This is a genomic window from Streptomyces sp. NPDC001020 (assembly GCF_053599115.1).
Genome location: NZ_JBSFLQ010000008.1, coordinates 230,492 through 257,310, shown reverse-complemented (window position 1 = coordinate 257,310; position 26,819 = coordinate 230,492). Strand labels below are relative to the sequence as shown.

General features: G+C 70.7%; 24 protein-coding genes. 13 read left to right on the top strand and 11 right to left on the bottom strand.

Going from position 1 to position 26,819, the window contains the following annotated elements; genetic code table 11:
- Nucleotides 1–718 precede the first annotated feature (718 nt).
- Nucleotides 719–1,744 carry a tryptophan--tRNA ligase gene (gene trpS / locus ACWDEX_RS10470; protein ID WP_450462865.1) on the top strand — a complete coding sequence of 342 codons (1,026 nt, stop codon included), beginning with the start codon at nt 719–721 and terminating at the stop codon, nt 1,742–1,744.
- Here the strand turns inward: trpS and ACWDEX_RS10465 are convergent.
- On the bottom strand, nt 1,684–2,688 hold the full coding sequence (locus ACWDEX_RS10465) for a GlxA family transcriptional regulator (RefSeq protein WP_450462864.1): 1,005 nt from the start codon (nt 2,686–2,688) through the stop codon (nt 1,684–1,686). The two genes, trpS and ACWDEX_RS10465, sit on opposite strands and share 61 nt — an antisense overlap.
- Nucleotides 2,689–2,763: 75 nt before the next feature.
- On the opposite strand from ACWDEX_RS10465, the gene ACWDEX_RS10460 reads away from it, so the two are divergent.
- On the top strand, nt 2,764–3,348 hold the full coding sequence (locus tag ACWDEX_RS10460) for a cysteine hydrolase family protein (protein WP_450462863.1): 585 nt from the start codon (nt 2,764–2,766) through the stop codon (nt 3,346–3,348).
- A gap of 23 nt (nt 3,349–3,371) precedes the next feature.
- Here ACWDEX_RS10460 and proC read toward each other — a convergent pair whose 3' ends face one another.
- The 4 genes from proC to ACWDEX_RS10440 form a co-directional block, all read right to left on the bottom strand.
- Nucleotides 3,372–4,184, bottom strand: a complete 813-nt coding sequence (proC, locus tag ACWDEX_RS10455) for a pyrroline-5-carboxylate reductase (RefSeq protein ID WP_450462862.1) — start codon at nt 4,182–4,184, stop codon at nt 3,372–3,374.
- A 189-nt stretch (nt 4,185–4,373) separates the two neighbouring features.
- Complete coding sequence (locus tag ACWDEX_RS10450; protein WP_450462861.1) at nt 4,374–5,144, bottom strand: class I SAM-dependent methyltransferase; 771 nt, start codon at nt 5,142–5,144, stop codon at nt 4,374–4,376.
- Nucleotides 5,145–5,277: 133 nt separating this feature from the next.
- Entirely contained in the window at nt 5,278–5,769 is a 492-nt protein-coding gene (locus tag ACWDEX_RS10445; protein WP_450462860.1) for an EamA/RhaT family transporter, read from the bottom strand.
- A 91-nt stretch (nt 5,770–5,860) separates the two neighbouring features.
- Entirely contained in the window at nt 5,861–6,187 is a 327-nt protein-coding gene (locus ACWDEX_RS10440; protein ID WP_450462859.1) for an SH3 domain-containing protein, read from the bottom strand.
- Nucleotides 6,188–6,364: 177 nt separating this feature from the next.
- Here ACWDEX_RS10440 and ACWDEX_RS10435 point away from each other — a divergent pair, with 177 nt between their 5' ends.
- Entirely contained in the window at nt 6,365–8,500 is a 2,136-nt protein-coding gene (locus ACWDEX_RS10435; RefSeq protein WP_450462858.1) for a protein kinase domain-containing protein, read from the top strand.
- Between the two features lie 243 nt (nt 8,501–8,743).
- Here the strand turns inward: ACWDEX_RS10435 and ilvD are convergent, their stop codons facing one another.
- The 3 genes from ilvD to ACWDEX_RS10420 form a co-directional block, all read right to left on the bottom strand.
- On the bottom strand, nt 8,744–10,597 hold the full coding sequence (gene ilvD / locus ACWDEX_RS10430; RefSeq protein WP_450462857.1) for a dihydroxy-acid dehydratase: 1,854 nt from the start codon (nt 10,595–10,597) through the stop codon (nt 8,744–8,746).
- Nucleotides 10,598–10,757: 160 nt separating this feature from the next.
- Nucleotides 10,758–11,582, bottom strand: coding sequence for a sugar phosphate isomerase/epimerase family protein (locus ACWDEX_RS10425; RefSeq protein ID WP_450462856.1), 825 nt, complete (start codon nt 11,580–11,582; stop codon nt 10,758–10,760).
- A 169-nt stretch (nt 11,583–11,751) separates the two neighbouring features.
- Nucleotides 11,752–12,684: a Ppx/GppA phosphatase family protein gene (locus ACWDEX_RS10420; protein ID WP_450462855.1), complete on the bottom strand. Its 933-nt coding sequence runs from the start codon at nt 12,682–12,684 to the stop codon at nt 11,752–11,754.
- Between the two features lie 71 nt (nt 12,685–12,755).
- On the opposite strand from ACWDEX_RS10420, the gene ACWDEX_RS10415 reads away from it, so the two are divergent.
- On the top strand, nt 12,756–13,598 hold the full coding sequence (locus ACWDEX_RS10415; RefSeq protein ID WP_450462854.1) for a hypothetical protein: 843 nt from the start codon (nt 12,756–12,758) through the stop codon (nt 13,596–13,598).
- Nucleotides 13,599–13,657: 59 nt separating this feature from the next.
- Here ACWDEX_RS10415 and ACWDEX_RS10410 read toward each other — a convergent pair whose 3' ends face one another.
- Nucleotides 13,658–15,385: a BACON domain-containing protein gene (locus ACWDEX_RS10410; protein WP_450462853.1), complete on the bottom strand. Its 1,728-nt coding sequence runs from the start codon at nt 15,383–15,385 to the stop codon at nt 13,658–13,660.
- Nucleotides 15,386–15,656: 271 nt separating this feature from the next.
- On the opposite strand from ACWDEX_RS10410, the gene radA reads away from it, so the two are divergent.
- From radA to ACWDEX_RS10395, 3 genes are all read left to right on the top strand, one after another.
- Entirely contained in the window at nt 15,657–17,066 is a 1,410-nt protein-coding gene (gene radA, locus ACWDEX_RS10405; protein WP_450462852.1) for a DNA repair protein RadA, read from the top strand.
- Between the two features lie 82 nt (nt 17,067–17,148).
- On the top strand, nt 17,149–18,273 hold the full coding sequence (gene disA, locus ACWDEX_RS10400; protein ID WP_450462851.1) for a DNA integrity scanning diadenylate cyclase DisA: 1,125 nt from the start codon (nt 17,149–17,151) through the stop codon (nt 18,271–18,273).
- A gap of 103 nt (nt 18,274–18,376) precedes the next feature.
- Nucleotides 18,377–18,736 (top strand): DUF6204 family protein, encoded by a 360-nt coding sequence (locus tag ACWDEX_RS10395; RefSeq protein ID WP_450462850.1) that lies wholly within the window; start codon nt 18,377–18,379, stop codon nt 18,734–18,736.
- Between the two features lie 46 nt (nt 18,737–18,782).
- Here the strand turns inward: ACWDEX_RS10395 and ACWDEX_RS10390 are convergent, their stop codons facing one another.
- A complete protein-coding gene (locus ACWDEX_RS10390; protein ID WP_450462849.1) occupies nt 18,783–19,592 on the bottom strand; it encodes a hypothetical protein in 810 nt (269 codons plus the stop codon).
- Between the two features lie 257 nt (nt 19,593–19,849).
- Here ACWDEX_RS10390 and ACWDEX_RS10385 point away from each other — a divergent pair, with 257 nt between their 5' ends.
- From ACWDEX_RS10385 to cseC, 5 genes are all read left to right on the top strand, one after another.
- Nucleotides 19,850–20,788 (top strand): A/G-specific adenine glycosylase, encoded by a 939-nt coding sequence (locus ACWDEX_RS10385; RefSeq protein ID WP_450462848.1) that lies wholly within the window; start codon nt 19,850–19,852, stop codon nt 20,786–20,788.
- Between the two features lie 359 nt (nt 20,789–21,147).
- Complete coding sequence (locus ACWDEX_RS10380; RefSeq protein ID WP_450462847.1) at nt 21,148–21,687, top strand: SigE family RNA polymerase sigma factor; 540 nt, start codon at nt 21,148–21,150, stop codon at nt 21,685–21,687.
- Entirely contained in the window at nt 21,675–22,337 is a 663-nt protein-coding gene (locus ACWDEX_RS10375; RefSeq protein ID WP_450462846.1) for a hypothetical protein, read from the top strand. Before ACWDEX_RS10380 ends, ACWDEX_RS10375 begins: the two co-directional genes overlap by 13 nt.
- Nucleotides 22,338–22,346: 9 nt before the next feature.
- Nucleotides 22,347–23,051, top strand: a complete 705-nt coding sequence (gene cseB / locus ACWDEX_RS10370; RefSeq protein WP_450462845.1) for a two-component system response regulator CseB — start codon at nt 22,347–22,349, stop codon at nt 23,049–23,051.
- Nucleotides 23,052–23,059: 8 nt separating this feature from the next.
- Complete coding sequence (gene cseC, locus ACWDEX_RS10365) at nt 23,060–24,403, top strand: two-component system sensor histidine kinase CseC (RefSeq protein WP_450462844.1); 1,344 nt, start codon at nt 23,060–23,062, stop codon at nt 24,401–24,403.
- A gap of 76 nt (nt 24,404–24,479) precedes the next feature.
- Here the strand turns inward: cseC and ACWDEX_RS10360 are convergent, their stop codons facing one another.
- The gene (locus ACWDEX_RS10360; protein ID WP_450462843.1) at nt 24,480–26,054 is read right to left on the bottom strand and encodes an MDR family MFS transporter; all 1,575 of its coding nucleotides are present in this window, start codon (nt 26,052–26,054) and stop codon (nt 24,480–24,482) included.
- A 165-nt stretch (nt 26,055–26,219) separates the two neighbouring features.
- Here ACWDEX_RS10360 and ACWDEX_RS10355 point away from each other — a divergent pair, with 165 nt between their 5' ends.
- Entirely contained in the window at nt 26,220–26,816 is a 597-nt protein-coding gene (locus tag ACWDEX_RS10355) for a TetR/AcrR family transcriptional regulator (RefSeq protein WP_450462842.1), read from the top strand.
- Nucleotides 26,817–26,819: the final 3 nt, after the last annotated feature.

Sequence of the window (26,819 nt, the reverse complement as noted above, 5' to 3'; positions counted from 1 at the left end):
GGCCGGAGACGGGGTATCAACATATCTGGCGTTGATTTTTGGCACGCTGTTGAGTTCTCAAGGAACGGACGCTTCCTTTGTACTCACCCGAGAGACTCACTCTCGCGCTTTCCTCCGGGCGCTTCCCTTCGCTGTTTCCGACTCTATCAGATCTTTTCTCGACCCGATTTCCTCGGTGCTTTCCAGGTTCCCGCTCTCGCGTTTCCCTTTCCGGCGGTTCTGACTCTATCAGATCCTTTCGGCCCTGATTCCCCGTCAGCGGGGTTAGTCTTCCCGGCCGCTGGGCCGTTCCGACGAGTGAGACTTTAGCGGATTCCCGGCCTCCGACGCTAATCGGGGCCGCGTCCTTTCGAACGTGGATTCCTCATTTCGCAAATACACATGCCAATGAAGCGACGCCAGACAGACTGATCGTCGAGCAGTGGTTGGTGCTTGCGGAATGGCTGTCCGGGGACCGACCGTAGTCGGCGCTCACGTCGGACAACCCGGAGAACCATACGGATGGGGCGGGGGTGTGTCAACTCTTGCCCGGACGGCACCGCTGAGGCGTACTCTGTGCGACATGACTACGCGTACGTGCACCCAACTGTGGTGGGCCGCCTGACGGCGGCCGCGCTCACGTACGCACACAACGGCCGCCGCCTCGGCGGCCGTTCTCGTATCTCCCTCCAGAGGGTCGGCCGGCCGGGGACGGCGGCCTCGACCAGGAGGTGGAGAGATGAAGCGGGTCTTCAGCGGGATCAAGCCGACCGGGCATCTGACGCTGGGGAACTACCTGGGAGCCATGCGGCAGTGGGCCGAGGTGGACCAGCACCAGGCCGACGCGCTGTTCTGCGTCGTGGACCTGCACGCGCTGACGATCGACCATGATCCTGCGCGGGTGCGCAGGATCAGTCGGCAGGCGGCGACCCTGTTGCTGGCGTCGGGGCTCGACCCGGAGCTGTGCACCGTGTTCGTGCAGAGTCATGTGGACGAGCACGCGCGGCTGTCGTACGTGATGGAGTGCGTCGCGACCGACGGCGAGATGCGACGCATGATCCAGTACAAGGAGAAGGCCGCGCGTGAGCATGCGCGCGGCGGAAGCGTCCGGCTGTCGTTGCTGACGTACCCGGCGCTGATGGCGGCGGACATCCTGGCCTACGGGACCGACGAGGTGCCGGTCGGGGACGACCAGACGCAGCACGTGGAACTGGCGCGGGACCTGGCGGTGCGGTTCAACCATCGCTATGGGCACACGTTCACGGTGCCGAAGGCAACGCCTCCGAAGGTGGCGGCGAGGGTCATGAATCTGCAGGACCCCACGTCGAAGATGGGGAAGTCCGATGACTCCGGCCCGGGGATCATCTACCTGCTCGACGAGCCGGACGTGGTGCGGAAGAAGGTGCTGCGAGCGGTCACCGACAGCGGTACGGACGTCGTGTACGACCGGGAGGCGCGGCCCGGGGTCGCCAATCTGCTGGAGATCCTCGCCGCGTGCCAGGGCGGGGACCCCGGGGCGCTGGGCGGTGCGTACGAGTCGTACGGGGCGCTGAAGAAGGACACCGCGGACGCGGTGGTCGAAGCCCTCAGGCCCGTGCAGGCGCGGCACAAGGAACTGTGCGCCGACCCGGGATATGTGGAGGAGGTGCTGCGGCGTGGCGCGCAGAAGGCCCGGGCGATGGCGCGGCCGACCGTCGATGCCGCCTACCGGGCGATCGGGCTGCTGCCGCCGGTGGCGGAGCCCGCGCTGAACGCCGTGCGGTAGGCGCGGGGGCTGGTGGCGAGGCGCGATGCGAAGTGCTGGCGCATCGTGACCTCGCTGCCGAAGCCCGCGCGGCGGGCGACCTCGGGCATGGGCAGGTCGGTGCGCTCGAGGAGCTTCTGGGCCGCGGCGATGCGCTGGTCCAGCAGCCAGCGCAGCGGTGTGGTGCCGGTGGCGGCGGTGAAGTGCCGGGCGAAGGAGCGCGCGGACATGCCCGCGTGGGCGGCCAGGTCGGCGACCGTGAGCGGTTCGTGCAGATGGCGCAGGGCGTGTTCCTGGACGGTGGCGAGGGTGTCGGCGTCCCGGTCCGCCCGTGGGATGGGGTGTTCCACGAACTGTGCCTGGGTGCCGGTGCGGAAGGGGGCGGTGACCATCGCGCGGGCGATCGTGGCCGCCGCCTCGGCGCCGTGGGCCCTGCGGACGAGGTGGAGACAGAGGTCGATGCCGGCTGCGGTGCCGGCGGCGGTCCAGATGTTGTCGTCCTCGATGAAGAGGGCGTCGGGGACGACGGTGATCCGGGGGTGGTGTGCGCGCAGGAGGCCGACCAGGTTCCAGTGGGTGATGGCGCGGCGGCCGTCGAGAAGACCCGCCTGGGCGAGGGTGAAGGCGCCGCCGCAGAGGGCGGCGATGGTGGTCCCGCGGGCGTGGGCGCGGCGGAGGGCGTCGAGGACCGGGGCGGGTGCGGGGGTGAGGTGGTCGTCGAGGCCGGGGACGACGATGAGATCGGCCCGGTTCAGCCAGGTGAGGGTGCGGTCGGGCTGGAGGGCGAGGCCGCCGCGCATGGCGATGGGGGTAGTGGTGTCGGTGGCGACCCTGCGCAGGTCGAAGGCGGGGGCGCCGCGGTCGGTGCGGTCGGTGCCCCAGACCTCGGTGATGACGGAGACGTCGAAGGCGCGGATGCCGGGGAAGGCGAGGAGGGCGACGCGGTGGACGTGCTCTGGCTCCATGGCTGGCAGTAAACCATCGATCGCTGGCTTTTCACCCGCTGGGACGGCTCTGCTCCCAGCGGCAGGATCGTGAGCATGGAGATCGCAGAGAACGCGGCACTGGTGGTCGTGGACGTGCAGAAGTGCTTCGACGAGGCCGGCTTCTGGGGGTCCCGGAACAATCCGGGGGCCGATGACAACATCGCGGCGCTCATCGACGCGTGGCAGGCGACGGGGCGGCCGGTCGTCTTCGTACGGCATGACTCGCTGAAACCCGGGTCACCGCTGCAACTTGGGTACGAGGGGAACGACCTCAAGGAGTACGTGCAGGAGAGAAGAGGGAAGGGGAGCGGTCCCGAGCTGTTCGTCACGAAGACCGTGAACTCGGCGTTCCTCGGGACCCCGGACCTGGGGGCCTGGCTGACGGAGAACGGGATCTCGCAGTTCGTGGTGGCCGGGATCCAGACCAACATGTGTGTGGAGACGACGGCCCGGATGGGCGGGAATCTCGGGTACGACGTGCTGGTGGCGTACGACGCCACGTACACGTTCGACCTGGAGGGGCCGTTCGGCTGGCGGCGCAGCGCGGACGAGGTGGCGCAGGCGTCGGCGGTGTCCCTGCACGGGGGCGGCTTCGCTCGCGTGGTGACCACGAAGGAGATCGTGGACGCGACGGCGTGACCCGCCGCCCTCCTGGGGCCGGGTCAGTCCTTGTTGCCGGAGGCCAGCTGGCGGCTGCGGTCGCGGGCGGCTTCGAGGGCGGCGATGAGGGCGGCCCGTACGCCGTGGTTCTCCAGTTCGCGGATGGCGTTGATGGTGGTGCCGGCGGGCGAGGTGACGTTCTCGCGGAGCTTGACCGGGTGTTCGCCGCTGTCTCGGAGCATCACCGCGGCGCCGATCGCGGACTGGACGATCAGTTCGTGGGCCTTGTCGCGGGGCAGGCCGAGAAGGATGCCGGCGTCGGTCATGGCTTCGACGAGGTAGAAGAAGTAGGCAGGGCCGGAGCCGGAGAGGGCGGTGCAGGCGTCCTGCTGGGACTCGGGGACGCGCAGTGTCTTGCCGACCGCTCCGAAGATCTCCTCGGCGAGGGCGACGTGTTCGGTGGTGGCGTGGCTGCCGGCGGAGATGACGGACATGGCCTCGTCGACGAGGGCGGGGGTGTTCGTCATGACGCGGACGACCGGTGTGCCTGCGGTGAGGCGTTCCTCGAAGAAGGCGGTGGGGACACCGGCGGCTCCGCTTATGACCAGGCGGTCGGCGGGGATGTGCGGAGCGAGTTCGTCGACGAGCGTGCCCATGTCCTGGGGTTTGACCGTGAGGATCAGGGTGTCGGCGGTCTTCGCGGCCTCGATGTTGGTGACCGGGGTGACGCCGTGACGGGTGCGGAGCTCTTCGGCCCGTTCCGGGCGGCGGGCGGTGATCAGGATGTCGGCGGGGTCCCAGCCGGCTCGGATCATTCCGCTGAGCAGGGCTTCGCCGATCTTGCCGGTGCCGAGGACTGCGACTTTCTGGGTCATGGTGCGGGTGCCCTCCGGGGGTTGCGTCGTCCGCTTCATCCTCGCACCGGGCGCGGTGGGGCTGCTTCGGTGTCCGGGGAGCGGGACAAGGGTCACACGGGTCGCACGGTGGGTGGTGTCATGGCGGACCGGACCCCCGGGCGCGGTCGCGCGGATCGGACCGTCCGTGCCGCCTACCGCCGGCATGGGTCACGGCCGCGTCGCCACGATCAGCAACACGTCGTACACCTCCTCGACCATGCCGTCCGGGAAGGCGTCGAGGAGGTGTTTGCGCTCCTCGGCCAGGAAGGCGTTCGCCCTCTTCTCCCCGAGGACGAGGAAGACCGAGTGGCTGCCGATGTTGGCGAGGTGGGTCTCGACCGGGACCGTGCGGCTCCAGCGGACGACCCGGTGGGTGTGGGCCGGGGCCTCGGGCGCGCCTTTGAAGGCGAGTTCGGTACGGATGGCGCCGCTCTTGGTGGCGTGCTCGGCGCCGACGAACCGCTTGACGCGGTCCGCCTGCTCGGCGATCCAGGGGACGTCCTGGGCGTCCCTGTTCCACCACAGCGCGAGCGCACCACCCGGGCGCAGCACGCGCAGGGCCTCCGGGACCGAGCGGGCGGGGTCGGTCCAGTGCCAGGCCTGGGCGTAGGTGAGGAAGTCGGCGGAGGCGGTGGCCAGGGGCAGGGCGTTGCCGTCGCCGCGCAGCAGCGGGACGTCGGGGAGGGCGCGGCGGAACTGGGCCGCCATGCCTTCGCCGGGCTCCACGGCGACGACCCGTGCGCCCCGGGCCCTGAGGAGCGCGGTGGCGATACCGGTGCCGGCGCCGATGTCCGCGACGCGGGAGCCGGTGAGGGGGCGGGCGGCGAGGTCTTCCAGGGCGTCGAAAAGGGCGGGCGGGTAGGAGGGGCGGTTCGCGGCGTACTGGGCCGCGGCGCTGTTGAAGGAGTGGGCTCGGGTGGCGCGGGATGTGGCCGTCATACGTCCATGCTGGCGGGCCGCGGGTACCGGGGACAGCGGGTTTCCGACAGGGGAGGGACGACGTTCAGGGCTGCGGGAGTGGTGGTCCGGGCAGCGTCGGCCGTTTCGTGGGGAGGGGCGATGGCCACCTGGTTCAGGAGCGGCGCCTGCGGGAGGGGTTGCGAGTGCGGCGGGACGCGCGTTTCTCGTGGGCGGCGCGGGCCGTCTCGTACTCCTCGCGGTGGAGCTTCTCTCCGGGAGCCTCGCTCAGCGAGCGCACGAAGTACGCGAGCAGCGAGCCGATGAACCCGATGGCCAGGAGGCCACGGAGGGAGGCCTGGCGCTGCGGGTCGGGACGCTTGGTGAAGGCTCCCCAGGTGTGGCCGAACGCCAGCGCACTGCAGACCGCGAACATGACCACGAGCAGCAGGTTCACCGCTGTGCCGACGTCGGCGATCTGCAGGCCCTGGTAGGCGAGACGCAGGACCAGGCAGGCGGCCGCTGCGGCGACCAGCGAGCCGGCCGCCACGGCGGCGCGGCGGGCCCGGTAGCCGCCGTCGTGGTCCACCCAGGTGGTACCGAAGAAGCGGATCGGTTCGGGGCGGGGGCCCGTGGGTGTGCCCGGAGTGCCGTTCTCGTCGCTCACGCGTCGATTATCGCTCCGGCCGCGACCGAGCCCCTACCGCCTCCGCCTCGGGGGACGGGCCGCGCGCCTGTGCGGCGGCCCGTCAGCAGGGTCAGGAACAGCGCGGTGCGATGTACCCGTCGCTGCCCGTGCGTACGTACGCGTCCGAGACGTAGGCCGAGGTCCCGATGCAGTCCCAGATGTTCGACGTGCCGTACGGTCCCGTCACCGTCGTTCCCGGCCGCTGGCAGTAGATCGGCACGCTCACGCCCGCCGCCAGGGTCCGGATGATGCTGTACCCGGTGCCGGGGCCGCTGCGGACATTGAGCTGGACTCCCGGTGCGACCGGGTACGTACGGACCGTCTCCGCCGCCACCGGCGCGGCCTGCGCCGTCTCCTCCTGCGCGGCGCCCTCGGTCGCGATGTCCTCCGTCGCCATGTCGGCCTCCCCCGCTGATCATCCGAACAGTTCCCCCATGGACATGTTCGGAACAGTTCCGATTAGTTCACGCCAAATACGTGTGGAGCGCAGGCTAGCAAGCCGCCGCTGTTTCGTACGAAGCATCGACTAGGCTCGGCGCGTCGCACACGCGGACGAACGCTCGGGGGGTGAGTGATGCTGCCACCGCGCAGCGCCGGTACCGACCCGGAAGCGGAACTTCCGCGATATGCCGGGCAGTACCTTCTGGAGACCCGGCTCGGATCCGGCGGCATGGGGGTCGTGCATCTCGCACGGTCCGCCTCCGGACTACGGCTCGCGGTCAAGGTGGTACACGCCGAGTTCGCCCAAGACCCCGAGTTCCGGGGGCGATTCAGGCAGGAGGTCGCGGCCGCACGGCGAGTCAGCGGCGCCTTCACCGCACCTGTCGTGGACGCCGACCCCGAGGCCGACACCCCCTGGATGGCGACCCTTTTCATCCCGGGCCCCACCCTTGCCGAACATGTGAAGCGGAACGGTGGGCTGCCCACGGCACGACTGCGGCACCTCATGGCGGGACTGGCCGAGGCCCTGCGGGACATCCACCGGGCCGGGGTCGTGCACCGCGACCTCAAACCCAGCAACGTACTGCTGGCCGAAGACGGTCCGAAAGTCATCGACTTCGGGATCTCCCGCCCGTTCGACAGTGAACTGCGTACCGAGACCGGAAAGTTGATCGGCACACCGCCGTTCATGGCTCCGGAACAGTTCCGCAGGCCACGGGAGGTCGGACCGGCCGCGGACGTCTTCGCGCTCGGGTCCGTCATCGTCCACGCGGCGACCGGCAGCGGGCCCTTCGGCTCCGACAGCCCCTACCTGGTGGCGTATCAAGTCGTCCATGACGAACCCGACTTGACAGGTGTACCGCAGGAGCTGGTGCCGCTCGTGGCCCGTTGCCTCGCCAAGGAGCCGGAGGACCGGCCCACCCCGGACGAACTGATGGCTGAGCTGCGATCGGTGTCCGCCTCGTACGACACACAGGCGTTCATACCGCAGCAGCGCGACCGGGCTGGCTCCCGGCCGGACCGCCGGGACGACACGACCCACCACCGGCTCAGGCCGCAGGAGCCCGCCCCCAAGTCTCCGCCCTCCCCGAGGAGGAGCCGCGTACGGCGGCTGTGGCTGCCTGCCGTCGCGGTCCTCTCCGTCCTCACCGGCACCCTCGTCTATGTCGGCTCCGACGGCACCGTGGCCGGCACGCCCGCCGCGGTGTCCTCCACGCCTGCCTTCCACGGCTGGACCACCAAGCTGAGTTCGACCGATGTCACGGCCGACGGCATGGCGCGGTGCGCCTACACGCCCGGGACGCTCTACTGCACCCGGCCGGGCGTCCTGGCCGCCGCCGTCGACGCGGCCACCGGAAAGGCCCGGTGGGTTCGCGGCGGCGTGGCGCAACGCGATGACGGCAGCGTGCGCCCGCCCGTGCTCTCGGGCGGGCTGCTGCACGTCGTGGGCCAGGGCGGCGAACGTCTGACCGCGCTCGATCCGGCGACAGGGACGACCCGCTGGTCCCATGACATCTCGCCGTACGACGGCCGTGTCGCCCACGCCGCCGGGACCGTCCTGCTCACCGGCGCCGACGGGAGGGTGACCGCACTGAACGCCGCCACCGGCGAGGAGAAGTGGCACCACGCGATTGCGGGGCAGCCGCGGCCGGCCTTCCAGTCGTACGGGAACGGGCCGGCGTACGCCGTGAGCGCGGCCGGGTCGGGCACCCGGGTGACCGCCGTGGATCCGGAGACCGGCGCCACGCTCTGGCAGCGACGGCTGGACGGCTCTCTGGGCCTGGTGGGCGCGCACGACGAATCGATGTGGTTCACCTCGTACGACGCACAGTCGTACACGGACGCCGTCGTGCGCTACGACGTCGCCACCCGTAGGGTTCGCCGCGTCGCGCTGCGCTTCCCGCTGCAGAGTGCCGAAGCGGTCGTGCGGGGGAACACGGTCTATCTGCTCGGGTACGGCGGTGCGCTCGTCGCCCTGGACACGCGGACCTCGGCGCAGCGGTGGCGGCTCGAGACCGCCGTCACCAACGCCTCGAAGCCCGTGGTGACCGGCACGCGGCTCTACTTCAGCGCGGCGGACGGGCGGCTGTTCGCCGTCGACACCGCGCGGGGGAAACTCCTGGGTCAGACGAAGGCTCGGCCCGGCGGCGACCAAGGCTCCCTGATGCCCGCGCTGCCGGCGCCGGTCGCGGCCGACGGGAAGGTGTACGCCGCCGCACCCGACGGTTCCCTGTTCGCCCTCGACGCGGGCCGACCGGCGAACTGGTGACATGGCGAGGGGGCCGCCCCCGCAGGAACGGCCCCCTTACGACCTGGGGGGCAATAGGGAGCGGCGTCGCGACGCCCGGCACGGCCTCCCCCAAGCTCTTCGAGCAGGGGGGACCCCCAGCGGCGTTGCCGAAATGCCCTAGTAGCTCCGCTACGAGGACCTTCCGGCGCCTTGCGATCGACCGCACCGGACGCCGCTCCTTCACCCGCTCCCTATTGCCCCCCAGGTCGTTACCGGTACGGCTCAGCCCAGCTTCGTCACGTCCCGCACCGCGCCCTTGTCCGCGCTCGTCGCCATCGCGGCGTAGGCGCGCAGGGCCGCGGAGACCTTGCGATCGCGGCCCGCGGGGGCGTAGACGCCGTTCAGGGCGGCGCGGCGGGTGGTCAGCTCCTCGTCGGACACCAGCAGGTCGATCGAGCGGTTCGGGATGTCGATGCGGATGCGGTCGCCGTCCTCGACGAGCGCGATCGTGCCACCGGATGCCGCCTCCGGGGACGCGTGGCCGATCGACAGGCCCGAGGTGCCGCCGGAGAAACGGCCGTCCGTGATCAGGGCACAGGCCTTGCCCAGGCCACGGCCCTTCAGATACGAGGTCGGATAGAGCATCTCCTGCATGCCCGGACCGCCCTTGGGGCCCTCGTAGCGGATGACGACGACGTCACCCTCCTTGATCTGCTTGGTCAGGATCTTCTCGACGGCCTCCTCCTGCGACTCGCAGACGACCGCCGGGCCCTCGAACGTCCAGATCGACTCGTCGACGCCCGCCGTCTTCACCACGCAGCCGTCGACCGCGAGATTGCCCCTGAGGACCGCCAGGCCGCCGTCCTTGGAGTACGCGTGTTCGGCCGAGCGGATGCAGCCGTTCTCGGCGTCCTCGTCCAGTGCCTCCCAGCGTTCGGACTGGGAGAAGGCCTCCGCCGAACGCACGCAGCCGGGCGCCGCGTGCCACAGCTCCACCGCCTCGGCGGACGGGGAGCCGCCGCGGACGTCCCACGTCTTGAGCCAGTCCGCGAGGGACGGGCTGTGGACCGCGTGCACGTCCTCGTTCAGCAGGCCCGCGCGGTGCAGTTCGCCGAGGAGGGCGGGGATGCCGCCGGCACGGTGCACGTCCTCCATGTAGTACGTGCGGTTCTTGGCGACGTTCGGTGCCACCTTCGCCAGGCACGGGACCCGGCGCGAGACCTGGTCGATCTCCGCCAGCCCGAAGGGAACGCCCGCCTCCTGCGCCGCCGCCAGCAGGTGCAGGATCGTGTTGGTCGAGCCGCCCATCGCGATGTCGAGGGCCATGGCGTTCTCGAAGGCCGGGAAGGTGGCGATACTGCGCGGCAGGGCCGTCTCGTCGTCCTGCTCGTAGTAGCGGCGGGTCAGGTCCATGACCGTGCGGGCCGCGTTCTCGTACAGCGCCCGGCGGGCCGTGTGCGTGGCCAGGACCGAGCCGTTGCCGGGGAGGGAGAGGCCCATCGCCTCGGTCAGGCAGTTCATCGAGTTGGCCGTGAACATGCCGGAACAGGAACCGCAGGTCGGGCAGGCGTTCTCCTCGATGCGGAGGATGTCCTCGTCGGAGACCTTGTCGTTGGCGGCGTCCGCGATCGCGTCGATCAGGTCGAGCGTGCGGACCGTGCCGTCGACCAGGGTGGCGCGACCGGCCTCCATGGGGCCGCCGGAGACGAAGACCGTGGGGATGTTCAGGCGCAGCGCCGCCATCAACATGCCCGGGGTGATCTTGTCGCAGTTGGAGATGCAGACCAGGGCGTCGGCGCAGTGGGCCTCGACCATGTACTCCACGCTGTCCGCGATCAGGTCGCGGGAGGGCAGGCTGTAGAGCATGCCGCCATGGCCCATGGCGATGCCGTCGTCCACCGCGATCGTGTTGAACTCGCGCGGGATGCCGCCGGCCTCCTTGATCGCCTCGCTGACGATCCGTCCGACCGGCTGGAGGTGGGTGTGGCCCGGCACGAACTCCGTGAAGGAGTTGGCCACGGCGATGACCGGCTTCCGTCCGATGTCCGCACCGGGTACACCGGAGGCGCGCATCAGGGCACGGGCGCCCGCCATGTTGCGGCCGTGAGTGACAGTGCGGGACCTCAGCTCGGGCATCCTCGCTCGCTCCTTCGGAGGGTTCTTGACTCATGTCGAGCGTACGCCGGTGCTCCAAGGACTGGACGCAAGTGTCCGGAATACGGGACAGGTGTCTCGGGCGTGAGGGCCGGTTCGAGGAACCCCGGCGCCGTCAGGAGGCTGCCGGATGCCCCCGCGGTCACCCGCGCGGCACCCTGACGGATGAGGTCAGGTGAAGCCGCGTGAAGGCGAGCGCCTCCGCGAGGTCGGCCTCGCGCTCCGCGCTGGACATGGCACGGCGGGTGTTGACCTCGACGACGACGTACCCGTCGAAGCCGGTGAGCGCCAGCCGCTCCAGGACCTCGGCGCAGGGCTGGATGCCACGGCCGGGGACGAGGTGCTCGTCCTTGCTGGAGCCGTTGCCGTCGGCGAGGTGGACGTGGCCCAGGCGGTCGCCCATGCGCTCGAGCATCCGCAACGCGTCGGTGCGGGCCGTCGCGGTGTGGCTGAGGTCGATCGTGAAGTGCCGGTAGTCGTCCTTCGTGACGTCCCAGTCGGGGGCGTACGCGAGCATCTCGCGGTCCCGGTAGCGCCACGGGTACATGTTCTCGACGGCGAACCGCACATCGGTCTCGTTCGCCATGCGCCAGATGCCGTCGACGAAGTCGCGCGCGTACTGCCGCTGCCAGCGGAAGGGCGGATGGACGACGACGGTGCCCGCCCCCAGTCTCTCGGCGGCGGCACGAGCGCGCTGCAGCTTGACCCACGGGTCGGTGGACCAGACGCGCTGCGTGATCAGCAGACAGGGTGCGTGAACGGCCAGAATGGGCATCTGGTGGTAGTCACTGAGTCGGCGCAGCGCCTCGATGTCCTGGCTGACCGGGTCGGTCCACACCATGACCTCGACCCCGTCGTACCCGAGCCGCGCCGCGATCTCGAAGGCCGTCGCCGTCGACTCCGGATAGACGGAGGCCGTCGACAGGGCGACCTTCGCATCCGGGACGCGCACCGCTGGTTCTGCCACGAGGGACAGGGTACGGGGTACCTTCGGCGGTTGGGCCGGGAACGGTGGGCCGGGAACGACCGACTGGGGCGTCTCGCGGGCGCCCGGGAAACAGGGGACGACCGGTGGCGTCCCGTTCCGCGATCAGTGACCGGCGTGCGGCCGGGCGGCGTTCCGCGCCCGGCCGGTCCTACAGCGGACCCATGTGGTCCAGCCGCCGAAGGATCACGCCCTCCCGCAGCGCCCACGGACAGATCTCCAGCACCTCGACACCGAACAGGTCCATGGCGCCCTCCGCGACCAGGGCCCCGGCAAGGAGCTGACTCGCGCGGCCCGCTGAGACGCCGGGGAGGTCCGAGCGCTCACCAGCCGTCATCGCGGCCAGCCGCGGCACCCACGCCTCCAGCGACTCCCGTTTCAGCTCGCGCTGCACGTACAGCCCCTCGGCGGAGCGCGCCGCCCCGGCGAGCCGGGCGAGCTGCCTGAACGTCTTGGAGGTGGCGACGACATGGTCGGGCGCCCCGAGGCGGCTGAACTCGCCGACCGTGCGGGCGATCCGTGCCCGCACATGACGGCGCAGCGCCTTCACATCGGCCGGGTCCGGCGGATCCCCGGGCAGCCAGCCCGCCGTGAGCCGGCCCGCGCCGAGCGGCAGCGACACCGCCGCGTCGGGCTCCTCGTCCATGCCGTACGCGATCTCCAGCGAGCCGCCGCCGATGTCGAGGACGAGCAGCTTGCCCGCCGACCAACCGAACCAGCGGCGGGCCGCGAGGAAGGTCAGCCGGGCCTCCTCCGCGCCGGCCAGCACCTGCAACTGGACGCCCGTCGCCTCCTCGACCCGGGCCAGCACGTCGTCGGCGTTGCTCGCCTCGCGCACCGCGGAGGTGGCGAAGGGCAGCAGGTCCTCGACGCCCTTGTCCTCGGCGGCCTGGAGGGCGTCCAGAACGACCGTGATCAGTCTGTCGATCCCCTCGGCACCGATCGCCCCGCTGTCGTCGAGGAGTTGGGCAAGCCGCAGCTCCACCTTGTGCGAGTGCGCGGGCAGCGGGCGTGCGCCGGGGTGCGCGTCCACCACCAGCAGATGCACCGTGTTCGATCCCACGTCGAGGACACCGAGTCTCATGGACGGAACGCTACTGCCCGTTGGACGGTCCTCATTCCTCAGCGCGGTCCCGGGCCACTTACCCTGGAATCGTGCCAAAGACGAAAAAGGCGAAGGCCGACAAATCCTCCAAGAAGTCCAAGGATTCTTCGCAGGCGAAGGCGTCCGCGAGGAGCGCCAGGGCGAGCGACGAGAAGGGCCTCGACTTCGCGCGCGCCTGGGTGGAGTTTCCGGATCCAGCCGACGCCGAGCAGGTCTTCCGGTGTGATCTGACCTGGCTGACCTCGCGCTGGACCTGCATCTTCGGTAGCGGCTGCCAGGGCATCCAGGCGGGCCGCGCCGACGACGGGTGCTGCACGTTGGGGGCGCACTTCTCGGACGAGGACGACGAGAAGCGAGTGGCCGAGCACGTGGCACGGCTGACACCGGAAATCTGGCAGAACCATGACGTGGGCGTGGAGACCGGCTGGATCACGGAGGACGACGAGGGTTCTCGGCAGACCCGCCCGTACCAGGGCTCGTGCATCTTCCAGAACCGGCCCGGTTTCCCGGGCGGGGCCGGCTGCTCGCTGCACATCCTCGCGCTGCGGGAGGGCCGCGAACCGCTGGAGACCAAGCCGGACGTCTGCTGGCAGTTGCCGATCCGGCGGACGTACGAGTGGATCGAGCGGCCCGACGACACCCGGATCCTTCAGGTGTCGATCGGCGAGTACGACCGCCGGGGCTGGGGACCGGGCGGCCATGATCTGCACTGGTGGTGCACGTCGGCGACGTCGGCGCACGGCGCGGGCGATCCGGTCTATGTCTCGTACCGGGCCGAGCTGACCGAGCTGATGGGCAAGGCGGGGTACGACCGCCTGGTCGAGCTGTGCGAGCAGCGGCTGGCCTCGCAGTTGCCGCTGGTGGCTCCGCACCCCGCGGACCCGGTGGACTGAAATGGCAACCCGCCACCTTCGCACCCCTCGCAGGGGCGCCCGCTGCTGTGCCGCGAGCCTTACGAGGACGGGCTCGGTGTGACGCTGCCGGGGGGCGTCGGGGTCGAGGGCGGCGGGTCGGAGGAAGGCGGACTCGTGGGTGTGGGCTCTGTCGGGGTCGGGTCGCCCGGCGTCGGGTCCGGGCTTGTCGACGGCGGACCGCTCGGCACGGGAGGGGACGACACGGAACGCGTGGGAGTGGGGCGCGGGTCGGACGGGGCCGCGGGGCCGTACCCGTCGATGGAGACCACGGCGCCCGCGGGGGCCACTGCCAGGCGTGCGTGCCAGGCGCCGGTGGGCTCGCGAAGGTGGTCGACGTACACCCTGACCGTGAACGATTCGCCTGGGGCGAGCGTCCCCGAGGACTGGCTCGGGTAGAGCCAGGAGGCGCTCGTGGACACGGACCAGGGGACGGGTGAGTCCCCGGAGGCAGTCAGGGTGATGAGTGTCGTGGTGCCGTCGTGCCCGGCGGACACCGCGAGGTGCCCTTCCCCTGGGGCACCCGTCTTTACGCCGGTGACCTCGACGGAGACGTCCGGCACGTGGCCGTTCCGGTCGAGGCGGGGGTCGGATTTCGTCCTGGCGTTGCCCGCGTTCTCGTAGCCTCCCGAGCCCTCACCACCGAGGCTGCCCGGGCCGTGCGCCTCGTGTGTCGTGGCGGTGCGGCCGTCGGTGGCCTCGCCGGTGAGGGGCGCACCGCGGTAGGCGGCCCACATGGCGAGGACGGGGGCCGCGATCACGGTGGCGACCACGGTCGTCGTGACGGCACGCGCGCGCAGGCGGTCACGGCGGGCCGCATGGTCCTTCGGGTCAATGGGGAAGCCGCGCCGGTCGAAGTGGGGGACGCAGCTCCGCGCGCGGGGGGCGTGCGCCATAGCGGTCCGCAAGGCCGCTTTCGGGGCCTGCAGAACGGGCAGTGCGGCGGGTGTGACGCTGGTGCCGGGCCAGCTACCGGGGACGGCTCGCTCGGCGGTGCGGCGGCAACGCGGGCAGTCGTCGACGTGCCGGACCAGCTCACGGCGCAGGGTGGCGCTGAGGACGAGCCGGGGGTCGTCGGTGAGGCCGGCGACGCTCGGACAGGTGCCGGCCTCGACGACGGCGAGGGCGGCGCGGGTGCGCTCGACCTCGCAGGCGGCCGAAGCGAGGAGCTCGCGCGCGGGGGCCAGGTCCAGGCCGAGCACGGCGGCGACCTCATGGGTGTCGAGCTGGTGGCGTACGGCGAGCTCCAGCGCCTCACGCTGCTCGGGGGTGGTACCGGCGGCCTCTGGCCAGGCGAGCCGGGCGAGTTCTTGCCTGCGCAGCTCCTGAACCTCCTCGGACACCGGCGCGGCACCGACAGCCTCGGCGGCACGCCGGTCGGCCGACTCCTTGTGCGCATGGTCACGCCCGGCGGCATGGCCGGCGGGGCGGCGCCGCCGGGCCTCGGCGAGCCTGCGCAGGCAGGACCAGCGGGCGAGGGCGTACAGCCAGGCGCGCTGTTCGTCGGGGGTTCCCGGGGCGCGCGTGCCACGGCGCAAGGCGAGCGCCAGGGCGTCCCCCAGGGCGGCGGTCGCCGCGTCGTGATCACACAGCACGGAGAGGCAGTAGGTGAACAGGCCGTCCAGGTACGGCTCATAGCGCGCAGGCGGGCCCTGTGCCGCGGTGCGGGAGTTCGCACCACGAGGCGCGCTCCCCCGCTTGCGTGCGTCCCCGCGCGCCGGGTGAGCGCCGGTGGCGTACGTGGAGGTCTCCGGCCTGCTGCTCATCACCTGTGCGACCGTAGGCGCCGCGGGGTCGCACCTTCTGCTCCCTTGCGCACATTTACTCCGTACGGGTGAAACGATCTTCCATAGGACGATAAGAGCGGTCGATTGCGCCGTCCTCTCCGGCCGGAGGGGAACGAAAGACCGCCCGAGCCAGGGTGACGGTCACCGACAGGGCTCGATCCCGGCGTAGGTGGCCAAGGGTCGGGCGGCCTCCGGGGCCCGTGCCCCCGGCGCGGGCCCCGGGATGTCAGTGGCCTCGGCTACGGTTTCGTCCATGGCTGCCCGTACAAAGACCACCAAGGACCGGCCGTCCTACCGCTGCACCGAGTGCGGCTGGCAGACCGCGAAGTGGCTCGGCCGCTGCCCGGAGTGCCAGGCCTGGGGGACGGTCGAGGAGTACGGCGCACCCGCGGTGCGGACCACGACGCCGGGCCGGGTGACGACCTCCGCCCTGCCCATCGGCCAGGTCGACGGGCGCCAGGCCACCGCCCGCTCCACCGGCGTGCCCGAGCTGGACCGCGTCCTCGGGGGCGGGCTCGTGCCCGGCGCGGTCGTGCTGCTCGCCGGCGAGCCCGGGGTCGGCAAGTCCACGCTCCTGCTGGACGTCGCGGCCAAGGCCGCGAGCGACGCGCACCGCACGCTGTACGTGACCGGCGAGGAGTCGGCGAGCCAGGTGCGCCTGCGCGCCGACCGCATCGGGGCCATCGACGACCACCTCTACCTGGCGGCGGAGACGGATCTCTCCGCCGTACTGGGCCACTTGGACGCGGTGAAACCCTCGCTCCTCATCCTCGACTCCGTGCAGACCATCGCCTCCCCGGAGATCGACGGCGCCCCCGGCGGCATGGCCCAGGTGCGCGAGGTCGCCGGGGCGCTGATCCGTGCCTCCAAGGAGCGCGGCATGGCCACCCTCCTGGTGGGCCACGTCACCAAGGACGGCGCGATCGCGGGCCCGCGCCTGCTCGAACACCTCGTGGACGTGGTCCTGCACTTCGAGGGCGACCGGCACGCACGACTGCGTCTGGTCCGGGGCGTCAAGAACCGGTACGGCGCGACGGACGAGGTCGGCTGCTTCGAACTGCACGACGAGGGGATCACGGGCCTCACGGACCCCAGTGGCCTGTTCCTGACCCGCCGCGACGAGCCGGTCCCCGGCACCTGCCTGACCGTCACCCTGGAGGGCCGCCGCCCTCTGGTGGCCGAGGTGCAGGCGCTCACGGTGGACACGCAGATCCCGTCCCCGCGCCGCACGACGTCCGGTCTGGAGACCTCACGCGTCTCGATGATGCTCGCGGTACTGGAGCAGCGGGGCCGGATCAAGGCGATCGGGAAGCAGGACATCTACTCGGCGACGGTGGGCGGCGTTCGGCTCTCGGAGCCGGCCGCGGACCTCGCGATCGCACTCGCACTCGCCTCCGCCGCGAGTGACACCCCACTGCCGAAGAACCTCGTCGCGATCGGCGAGGTGGGCCTCGCGGGCGAGGTCAGACGGGTCACGGGCGTCCAGCGCAGGCTGTCCGAGGCCCATCGCCTGGGCTTCACACACGCGCTCGTACCGGTCGATCCGGGCAAGGTCCCGTCCGGGATGAAGGTGCTGGAAGTCGCGGACATGGGGGACGCGCTGCGGGTCCTTCCGCGCTCCCGCCGCCGGGAGGCCCCACGGGAGGCGGAGGACCGCCGGTAGACTTTGCCCTGGTCTCGCCCGTCCGTACGAACCGAGTGTGCGACACGGGAGCGCCCCCAGAACCTGCGACCGGAGGAGTGCAGTGGCAGCCAACGACCGGGCAGCAGCTCCCGGAAAGTCCGGTGGGAGTTCCGGCGCCGATGGCCTCATGCGCGCCTCGCTGAGCGCCGTGGCGCCCGGTTCGGCCCTGCGTGACGGCCTCGAGCGGGTGCTCCGCGGCAACACCGGCGGTCTGATCGTGCTCGGCTCCGACAAGACCGTCGAGGCGATGTGCTCGGGCGGCTTCGTCCTGGACGTCGAGTTCACCGCCACCCGGCTGCGGGAGCTGTGCAAGCTGGACGGCGGCATCGTGCTCTCCTCGGACCTGTCGAAGATCCTGAGAGCCGGAGTGCAGCTGGTGCCCGACCCCAGGATCCCGACGGAGGAGACGGGCACGCGCCACCGCACTGCGGACCGGGTGAGCAAGCAGGTCGGTTTTCCCGTGGTCTCCGTCTCCCAGTCGATGCGCCTGATCGCGCTGTACGTCGATGGTCAGCGCCGCGTCCTGGAGGACTCGGCGGCCATCCTGTCCCGTGCCAACCAGGCCCTTGCCACCCTGGAGCGCTACAAGCTCCGCCTGGACGAGGTGGCGGGCACGCTGTCCGCGCTGGAGATCGAGGACCTGGTGACGGTCCGGGACGTCTCGGCCGTGGCACAGCGACTGGAGATGGTCCGCCGTATCGCCACCGAGATCGCGGAGTACGTGGTCGAGCTGGGCACGGACGGCCGTCTGCTCTCCCTCCAGCTGGACGAGTTGATCGCGGGCGTGGAGCCCGAGCGGGAGCTGGTGGTGCGCGACTACGTGCCCGAGCCGACCGCGAAGCGCTCCCGCACGGTCGAGGAGGCGCTGTCCGAGCTGGACGCGTTGCACCAGGGCGAACTCCTCGAAATGCCCACGGTGGCCCGCGCATTGGGTTACACCGGCTCCCCCGAGACCCTTGACTCGGCGGTGTCGCCGCGCGGCTTCCGCCTGCTGGCGAAGGTCCCGCGGCTGCCCGGCGCGATCATCGACCGGCTGGTGGAACACTTCGGCGGCCTCCAGAAACTGCTCGCCGCGAGCGTCGACGACCTGCAGACAGTGGACGGCGTCGGCGAGGCGCGGGCCCGCAGCGTACGCGAGGGGCTGTCACGGCTGGCGGAGTCGTCGATCCTGGAGCGGTACGTCTGAGGCTGCAGAGCGGCGGCCACTCCCGGACTCCCGGTCGCCTGATGTCGCGCCGCCGCCGGAAACCCGGTGGAGACACCCCGGCCCCCGCGACTACGTTCGCAGGATGAGTATCCGTACCTTCCGCATCATGGTCCGCGGCGTCTTCGACGGCCTCGACGACGGACAACGGGCCGAACTCCTGGAGCGGGCCGCGGAGCACGACGTACTGCGCGCGGCCTTCACCCCGGAGGGCCACCTCACTTACGACCTCGCCGCCCGCCCCGCCTTCACCTTCCGCTTCCTGGACTCGGGCGAGGCCGAGGAGGACATCCTGGCGGCGACGGAACGCGCCGAGGAAGCCGCACAGGCCTGGCTCGCCGAACGCGGATACGGCTACAAGAACCTTCGCTCCACGGCTGAGGACCTCTCCCAGGCGCCGCTCGGCAAGCGGCAGCGCCGGGCCATGAGGGGGGCGTCCTCCTGAGCGGGACCTTGAAGCCCGTGCCGGACGCCTGCGTGTTCGACGGGCACTAATCCTTCGAAAGCACGAACGACGTCGGTACCTTCGGGAAGCCCGAGGCCTTCGCCTCCACCAGGTATGTGCCCGCGGACGCCGAGCCCGCGGGGGGAGTGGCGCACTTCGGGGCGCTCGGTTTGCGGTCCCACTTCACCGTGTACGTGGCGTGGCCGCCCGCGGGCACGCGGTACAGCACGCTTCCGGAGCCGCTCGGGCAGTCGGCCGAGGACCAGATGGTCTTGTCGCTGTCCGACTGAGTGATCGTCAGCACTGCTCTCTTCGGGCCGAGATCGACCTTGCAGTCGCTGCCGGAGGAGTTCTCGGCGGTCAGCTCGAAGGCGGGGGTGTCCCCGGGCGCGTAGGTGTTGTGGACGCTCCGCAGCGTCAACTTCACTGCCTTCGCTGTGCAGTTGGGCAGGGCCGTGGCGGCACCCGCCTCCAGCAGTCCGCCGGAAGAGCCTTTGCCGTCACCGCCGTTGGCTCCCTCGTCCGCCCCGTCGGATCCGGTGCCCGAGACACCGGAGGAGTCCTCGGATCCCGACGGCCCGGACGTACCGGAACCGTCCCCGCCGCTCGACTCGTCGCGTCCGCCCGGGTGTTGACTGATCGCCGGCCCGCTACCGGACGGCCCCGGCGTGATCGACGACGTGGGGTGCTTCCCGTTGGAACCGCCCGCGTTGTTCTTCCCGCTGCCGCCGCCGGAGGAGATGACCGCCCACACGACGAGCAACGCCAACAGGGCGACCATGGACAGCAGTACGGCCCTCCGTCGCCAGTAGATGGAGGAGGGAAGCGGCCCGACCGGATTGCGCAGAGATCCCACGGCCCAAACTGTACGAGAGATCGGAGCCTCGCCTTGCCCCACCCGCCGCCGTAGCCCCAACTTTTCCGGATCATCATCCCGCACGGCACCGGGCTTCCCGCTCCCGGAGCCGGCGGGCCTGCACCTACGGAACACGGATGCCCGCTCATCCGCCGTGCGGCGGCATGCCCGCATGGCGGCCGTCGGCCGACACAACCACCTCACCCCGAGCCGATCCCCCACCCCCCCACCCCTCCCGTGGCAGGATCGAAGGCGTCATGACTGCACCCACCAGCTCCCCTCCCGCCCCCGCCCCCGCCGATGACCCCACCGGCCAAGCTTCCGGCAGGGCCTTGCACGCCCCCGTCATCGCCTGGTTCGACGAGCACGCCCGCGACCTGCCCTGGCGACGCCCGGAGGCCGGGCCCTGGGGCGTGATGGTCAGCGAGTTCATGCTGCAGCAGACGCCGGTCAACCGCGTCCTGCCCGTCTACGAGCAGTGGCTCGCCCGCTGGCCGCGCCCCGCCGACCTCGCCAAGGAACCGCCCGGCGAGGCCGTCCGCGCCTGGGGCCGCCTCGGCTACCCGCGCCGCGCCCTGCGCCTGCACGGCGCCGCCGTCGCCATAGCGGAGCGGCACGGCGGCGACGTGCCCACCGATCACACCCAGTTGCTCGCGCTGCCCGGCATCGGCGAGTACACGGCCGCGGCCGTCGCCTCCTTCGCGTACGGCCAGCGGCACGCGGTCCTCGACACCAATGTGCGCCGCGTCCTGGCACGCGCGGTCACCGGTGTGCAGTACCCGCCCAACGCCACCACCGCCGCCGAGCGCAAGCTCGCCCGCGCACTGCTGCCCGAGGACGAGAGCACCGCCTCCCGCTGGGCCGCCGCGTCCATGGAGCTCGGCGCGCTGGTGTGCACCGCGAAGAACGAGACGTGCCACCGCTGCCCGATCGCCGGGCAGTGCGCCTGGCAGCTGGCCGGGAAGCCGGAACACGACGGCCCGCCGCGCCGCGGCCAGACGTACGCGGGCACGGACCGCCAGGTGCGTGGTCGGCTCCTGGCCGTGCTGCGGGAGGCTACGCACCCGGTTCCGCAGTCGGTCCTCGACCGCGTCTGGGACGAGCCGGTGCAGCGCGCCCGCGCCCTGGACGGACTGGTCTCCGACGGCCTGGTGGAGCCCCTCCCCGGGGGCCTCTACCGCCTACCGCTCACCTAGTAGTGCCACCGCTCGGGCGCCCGCCACCCCATGGCGCCCGGGCGGATCACGCACAGGGACTTCTCAGCGCGACCACAGCCCGCGCCTCGCCCTGTAACAGCTCCCCCCAGTCCCAGTGAGGCAAATCCCCCCATACCATCCCCAACTCCCGCTTGGCCTTACCCCGTTCCTACTTCCGTTACACAACCGACGGACAGCCGAGCGCTTCCCGCAGGCTGCCTCGGACAACCCCGTGACAAGCCCTCCGTAGCTTCATATGCGTACCGCGTACGGCGCGGCGCGCAGGTTAGGAGACCCGGTATCCGGCTGTGGGACGCAGCCGGATACCGGATCGAAAACGGGGAACGGAGGCGGTTGGAATGGCGCACGGCGAGGTGCTTGCATTCGAGGAGTACGTACGCACCCGGCAGGACGCGCTGCTGCGCAGTGCCCGTCGGCTGGTTCCGGACCCGACCGACGCCCAGGACCTGCTGCAGACCGCACTGGTGCGCACCTACGGCCGCTGGGACGGCATCGCGGACAAGCGCCTGGCGGACGCCTACCTGCGCCGGGTGATGATCAACACGCGCACCGAGTGGTGGCGGGCCCGCAAGCTGGAGGAGGTCCCCACCGAGCAGCTTCCCGACGCGCGTGTCGAGGACTCCACCGAACAGCACGCCGACCGCGCCCTGCTGATGGACATCCTGAAAGTGCTCGCTCCGAAGCAGCGCAGTGTCGTCGTGCTGCGACACTGGGAGCAGATGTCCACAGAGGAGACGGCCGCCGCCCTCGGCATGTCGGCCGGAACGGTCAAGAGCACGCTGCATCGGGCGCTCGCCCGGCTCCGCGAGGAGCTGGAGGCGCGCGACCTGGACGCACGCGCGCTGGAGCGTGAGGAGCGGGAGCGTTGCGCGGCCTAGGCACGGGAGCCATACGGTTCAGCGGAGCCCTCAAGGCGGCGATCGCGGCGCTGGCCACGATCGCCGCCCTCGGCCTTTTCGCCTCCGCGTGCGCCACCGGCGGCACGGGGGCACGCGACGAGGGGCCGGCGAGCAACAAGCCGGTGCGGACGGCCACCCCCGCTCCCTCCTCGTCGCCGACCACCAAGGAACCCACGCGCATGGACGTGGTGAGGATGGTCAAGGACGACCCCGAGGTCTCGAAAACGGTCAAGGACGAGCTGAAGCCGTGCGTGGCCGACGAGTACCCGGTCGACGTGTCCTACGGAGATCTGACCCACGGCTCGGCGAACGACATCGTGGTCAACGTGATGACCTGCGGCGATGCCGTGGGCGTGGGTGTGGGCTCGTACGTGTACCGGATGGCGGGCCACAGGTACCAGAATGTGTTCACGGCCGAGCAGCCGCCGGTCTACGCGGAGATCGACCGTGGTGACCTGGTGGTGACACAGCAGGTGTACGGCAAGGGTGACTCGGTGGCCTACCCCTCCAGCGAGGATGTGATCACCTACCGCTGGACGTCGAAGCGCTTCACCGAGGAGTCCCGCACGCACAACGAGTACAGCAACGCGGTGGGCAACGGCGCCACGGCCGCCCCGACCGGGAACTGAGGGCATCGGATGGCAGAGCAGACCCACGTCCTGTTCGTCGAGGACGACGACGTCATCCGCGAGGCCACCCAGCTCGCGCTGGAGCGGGACGGCTTCGCGGTCACCGCCATGCCCGACGGGCTGTCGGGCCTGGAGGCGTTCCGCGCCGACCGTCCGGACATCGCCCTGCTGGACGTGATGGTCCCCGGCCTCGACGGTGTCAGCCTGTGCCGCCGCATCCGCGACGAGTCGACCGTGCCAGTGATCATGCTGTCCGCGCGTGCCGACTCGATCGATGTCGTGCTCGGCCTGGAGGCGGGCGCCGACGACTACGTGACCAAGCCGTTCGACGGCGCCGTACTGGTCGCACGCATCCGCGCCGTGCTGCGCCGCTTCGGACACGCGAGCGGCCCCCACCGACTGGCCGAGGACACCTCTTCAGGGGACAGCGGAGTGCTCACCTTCGGTGACCTGGAGATCGACACCGAGGGCATGGAGGTACGACGGTCGGGGCAGCCGGTAGGGCTCACGCCGACCGAGATGCGGCTGCTGTTGGAGTTCTCGTCGGCGCCGGGCACGGTGCTGTCACGCGACAAGCTGCTGGAGCGCGTGTGGGACTACGGCTGGGGCGGTGACACCCGCGTCGTCGACGTGCACGTCCAGCGGCTGCGCACGAAGATCGGCCAGGACCGGATCGAGACCGTCCGTGGCTTCGGCTACAAGCTGAAGGCCTGAACAGGGGTATGCGGCGGATTCTCAGGCGTCTGGTCCCGGACGACGCGGCCATACGGACCAATCTCAGCTGGAAGCTCAGCGCGGCGATCGCCATGGTCGGCGCGCTGGTCGCGATCGCGTTGAGCCTGGTCGTGCACAGCGCGGCGCGCGTGTCGATGCTCAACAGCGCGCGTGACGTCGCCGACTCGCGCGTACAGCTCGCCCAGCGGATGTACGAGTCCGGGCGCACCCGGACCCTCGGGGTCAAGGTCGACGACCCGGCCATACCGCGGGACCTGCTGGAGAAGATCATGGCGGGCCGGCGCGCCACCTATGTGTCCGAGGGCCCGCACGGTGTACCGGACATCTGGGCCGCCGTACCGCTCAAGGACGGCCGGGTGCTGTCCCTGCACACTCCCTTCACGGACCACAGCGCCGAGGTGATGCAGGACCTCGACCAGGCGCTGATCATCGGCTCGATCTCGGTGGTCCTCGGGGGCTCGGCGCTCGGTGTGCTGATCGGGGGGCAGCTTTCGCGGCGTCTGCGCAAGGCGGCGGCAGCGGCGAACCGGGTCGCGCAGGGCGAGACCGATGTGCGGGTACGGGACGCGATCGGCGGCGTGGTGCGCGACGAGACGGACGATCTGGCGCGCGCGGTCGACGCGATGGCGGACGCGCTGCAGGAGCGTCTTGAGGCGGAGCGCCGGGTGACGGCGGACATCGCGCACGAGTTGCGCACCCCGGTCACCGGTCTGCTGACGGCCGCGGAACTTCTGCCGCCGGGTCGCCCCACCGAGCTGGTGCTGGACCGCGCGAAGGCCATGCGCACACTGGTGGAGGACGTCCTGGAGGTCGCGCGTCTGGACAGCGCCTCCGAGCGGGCAGAGCTGCAGGACATCATGCTCGGCGAGTTCGTGAGCCGACGCGTGGCCGCGAAGGACTCGGACATCGAGGTCCGGGTGATCCATGAGTCGGAGGTCACCACGGATCCCCGCCGTCTGGAGCGCGTGCTGTTCAATCTGCTGGCGAACGCGGCCCGGCACGGAAAACCGCCGATCCAGGTCTCGGTCGAGGGCCGGGTGATCCGCGTACGGGATCACGGCCCCGGTTTCCCCGAGGACCTGCTCGCCGAGGGTCCGAGCCGTTTCCGCACGGGCAGCTCGGACCGCTCGGGGCGCGGTCATGGCCTGGGCCTGACGATCGCGACGGGCCAGGCACGGGTCATGGGCGCCCGCCTGACCTTCCGCAACGTACGCCCCACCGGAGCCCCGAAGCACATACCGGCCGAGGGCGCGGTCGCCGTACTGTGGCTGCCGGAGCACTCCCCGACGAGCACGGGCAGCTTCCCGATCCTGCCGCCGTCGGGGAAGTGAGGAAACCGGGGGTGCGGACGGGCGAAGGCCCCCGGCGGACGTCGTCGGGGGCCTTCGGACCGGGGTCGGGCGCGAGTCAGACGGCCTCTGCGACCGTCGGCTGCGCATCCACGGCGTCCTCGGTCGCCCGCTTGTCCGGCCCCGCTCCCTTCAGCGGAACCTCCTTCACGAACACCGCGGCCACCAGCGCCCCCACGGCCACCACCGCGCCGAGCAGGAACGCGGAGTGCGTGCCCGCCGACACCGCGTGCTGGTAGGCCTCACGGGCCATCGCCGGCAGCTTCTCCAGGCTCTTCGCGTCCAGCGTCGTGGACTGCTCGGTCATCTTGGACCCGAGGGCACCCGCCCGCTGCGCCATCACGTCCTGCACCCGGTTGTTGAACAGGGCACCCATGATCGCGACACCGAAGGAGGAGCCGAGCGTACGGAAGAGGGTCGTGGACGAGGACGCGACGCCCATGTCCTTCATCTCCACACTGTTCTGCGCGACCAGCATGGTGATCTGCATCAGGCAGCCCATCCCGGCACCCACGACCGCCATGTACACGCCCGAGGTGAACCGGCTGGTGCCGGTGTCCATCTGAGCGAGCAGGAACAGGCCGACGACCATCAGCACGCTGCCGACCACCGGGAAGGCCTTGTACCGTCCGCTGTTGGTGGTGACCCGTCCCGCGATCATCGACACGACGAGCATCGCGCCGAGCATCGGCAGGAGCAGCAGTCCGGAGTTGGTCGCGGACGCGCCCTGCACCGCCTGCTGGTACAGCGGCAGGAACAGCGTCGCACCGAACATCACGAACCCGGTGATGAAGCCGATCAACGACATCAGCGTGAAGTTGCGGTTGCGGAAGATGTGCAGCGGCATGACCGGCTCGGCGGCCTTGGCCTGCCAGAGTACGAACCCGACGAGCGTGACGACGCCGACCCCGATCAGCTCCATGATCCGCGGGGAGGTCCAGGCGTACTCGGTGCCGCCCCAGGTGGTGACCAGCACGATCGAGGTGATGCCGACGGTCAGCAGCGCGGCGCCGAGGAAGTCGATACGGGCCTTGGAGCGCTTCTTCGGCAGGTGCAGTACGGCACTGATGGCGAGGAGGGCGACGACGCCCAGCGGCAGGTTGATGTAGAACGCCCAGCGCCAGCCCCAGTGGTCGGTGATGGTGCCGCCGACCAGCGGTCCGCCGATCATGGCCAGCGCCATGACGCCGGCCATCATGCCCTGGTACTTGCCGCGCTCCCGCGGCGGTATCAGATCGCCGATGATGGCCATGACGCCGACCATGAGGCCGCCGCCGCCGAGACCCTGCAGGGCCCGGAACCCGATGAGCTCGCCCATGTTCTGCGCCATGCCGCTGAGCGCCGACCCGATCAGGAAGATCACGATCGAGCTCATGAAGGCGCCCTTGCGCCCGTACATGTCACCGAGCTTGCCCCACAGCGGGGTGGAGGCGGCGATCGCGAGCGTGTAGGCGGTCACCACCCATGACAGGTGCTGCAGCCCGCCGAGCTCGCCCACGATCGTCGGCATCGCCGTGCCCACGATCATGTTGTCGAGCATCGCGAGCATCATCGTGATCATCAGCGCGAGCAGGACGACCCGCACGCTCCGTGGTTGTTTGCCGCTTCCGACTGGTGCCGCGCTGTCCGCCATGGCCCCCACTTCCCTGGTACTGCTCGCCGTCCGACACTTACTTGCCGACCGGCTAGTTGTCTAGACTGGAAAATAGCCCCGCAACTAGCCGGGCGTCAAGTAAGTTTCGTGGGCCTGCGCCTCGGCCGGCCGGCAGGTATTTCCGTGAGTGCGAGGAGTGCGAGAATGAACGGCACCATGGGCGGCACCAAGCGACAGCGGCGCGGGGACACCCGCCAGCGCATCCAGGACGTGGCGCTCGAGCTCTTCGCCGAGCAGGGGTACGAGAAGACCTCGCTGCGTGAGATTGCCGAGCGTCTGGACGTCACCAAGGCAGCGCTGTACTACCACTTCAAGACCAAGGAAGAGATCCTGGTCGGCATCTTCGAGGATCTGACCCGCCCCATGGACGAGCTGATCGAGTGGGGCAAGGCGCAGCCGCACAGCCTGGAGACCAAGCAGGAGGTGCTGCGCCGCTACAGCGAGGCCCTGACCGGCGCGGCTCCGCTCTTCCGCTTCATGCAGGAGAACCAGGCCACGATGCGGGAACTGAGCATCGGCCACCAGTTCAAGGACCGCATGCTGGAGATGCGGGACATCATCAGGGACCCGGACGCGTCCCTGACCGACCAGGTCCGCTGCGTCAGCGCGCTGTTCACCATGCACGCGGGGATGTTCGTCCTCCAGGAAACCGAATGCGACCCCGAGGACAAGCGCAAGGCTGTCCTGGAGGTCGCGATCGATCTGGTGACGCAGGCGCACACCGGCACGCCTGCGTCATAGGGA

Coding starts and splice junctions, on each gene's coding strand:
- ACWDEX_RS10355 (WP_450462842.1), top strand. CDS start 26,220: ATGAACGGCACCATGGGCGGCACCAAGCGACAGCGGCGCGGGGACACC.
- ACWDEX_RS10395 (WP_450462850.1), top strand. CDS start 18,377: ATGAGTATCCGTACCTTCCGCATCATGGTCCGCGGCGTCTTCGACGGC.
- ACWDEX_RS10460 (WP_450462863.1), top strand. CDS start 2,764: ATGGAGATCGCAGAGAACGCGGCACTGGTGGTCGTGGACGTGCAGAAG.
- proC (WP_450462862.1), bottom strand. CDS start 4,184: ATGACCCAGAAAGTCGCAGTCCTCGGCACCGGCAAGATCGGCGAAGCC.
- radA (WP_450462852.1), top strand. CDS start 15,657: ATGGCTGCCCGTACAAAGACCACCAAGGACCGGCCGTCCTACCGCTGC.
- ACWDEX_RS10440 (WP_450462859.1), bottom strand. CDS start 6,187: ATGGCGACGGAGGACATCGCGACCGAGGGCGCCGCGCAGGAGGAGACG.
- trpS (WP_450462865.1), top strand. CDS start 719: ATGAAGCGGGTCTTCAGCGGGATCAAGCCGACCGGGCATCTGACGCTG.
- ACWDEX_RS10465 (WP_450462864.1), bottom strand. CDS start 2,688: ATGGAGCCAGAGCACGTCCACCGCGTCGCCCTCCTCGCCTTCCCCGGC.
- ACWDEX_RS10435 (WP_450462858.1), top strand. CDS start 6,365: ATGCTGCCACCGCGCAGCGCCGGTACCGACCCGGAAGCGGAACTTCCG.
- cseC (WP_450462844.1), top strand. CDS start 23,060: ATGCGGCGGATTCTCAGGCGTCTGGTCCCGGACGACGCGGCCATACGG.
- ACWDEX_RS10420 (WP_450462855.1), bottom strand. CDS start 12,684: ATGAGACTCGGTGTCCTCGACGTGGGATCGAACACGGTGCATCTGCTG.
- ilvD (WP_450462857.1), bottom strand. CDS start 10,597: ATGCCCGAGCTGAGGTCCCGCACTGTCACTCACGGCCGCAACATGGCG.
- ACWDEX_RS10450 (WP_450462861.1), bottom strand. CDS start 5,144: ATGACGGCCACATCCCGCGCCACCCGAGCCCACTCCTTCAACAGCGCC.
- ACWDEX_RS10380 (WP_450462847.1), top strand. CDS start 21,148: ATGGCGCACGGCGAGGTGCTTGCATTCGAGGAGTACGTACGCACCCGG.
- ACWDEX_RS10385 (WP_450462848.1), top strand. CDS start 19,850: ATGACTGCACCCACCAGCTCCCCTCCCGCCCCCGCCCCCGCCGATGAC.
- ACWDEX_RS10360 (WP_450462843.1), bottom strand. CDS start 26,054: ATGGCGGACAGCGCGGCACCAGTCGGAAGCGGCAAACAACCACGGAGC.
- cseB (WP_450462845.1), top strand. CDS start 22,347: ATGGCAGAGCAGACCCACGTCCTGTTCGTCGAGGACGACGACGTCATC.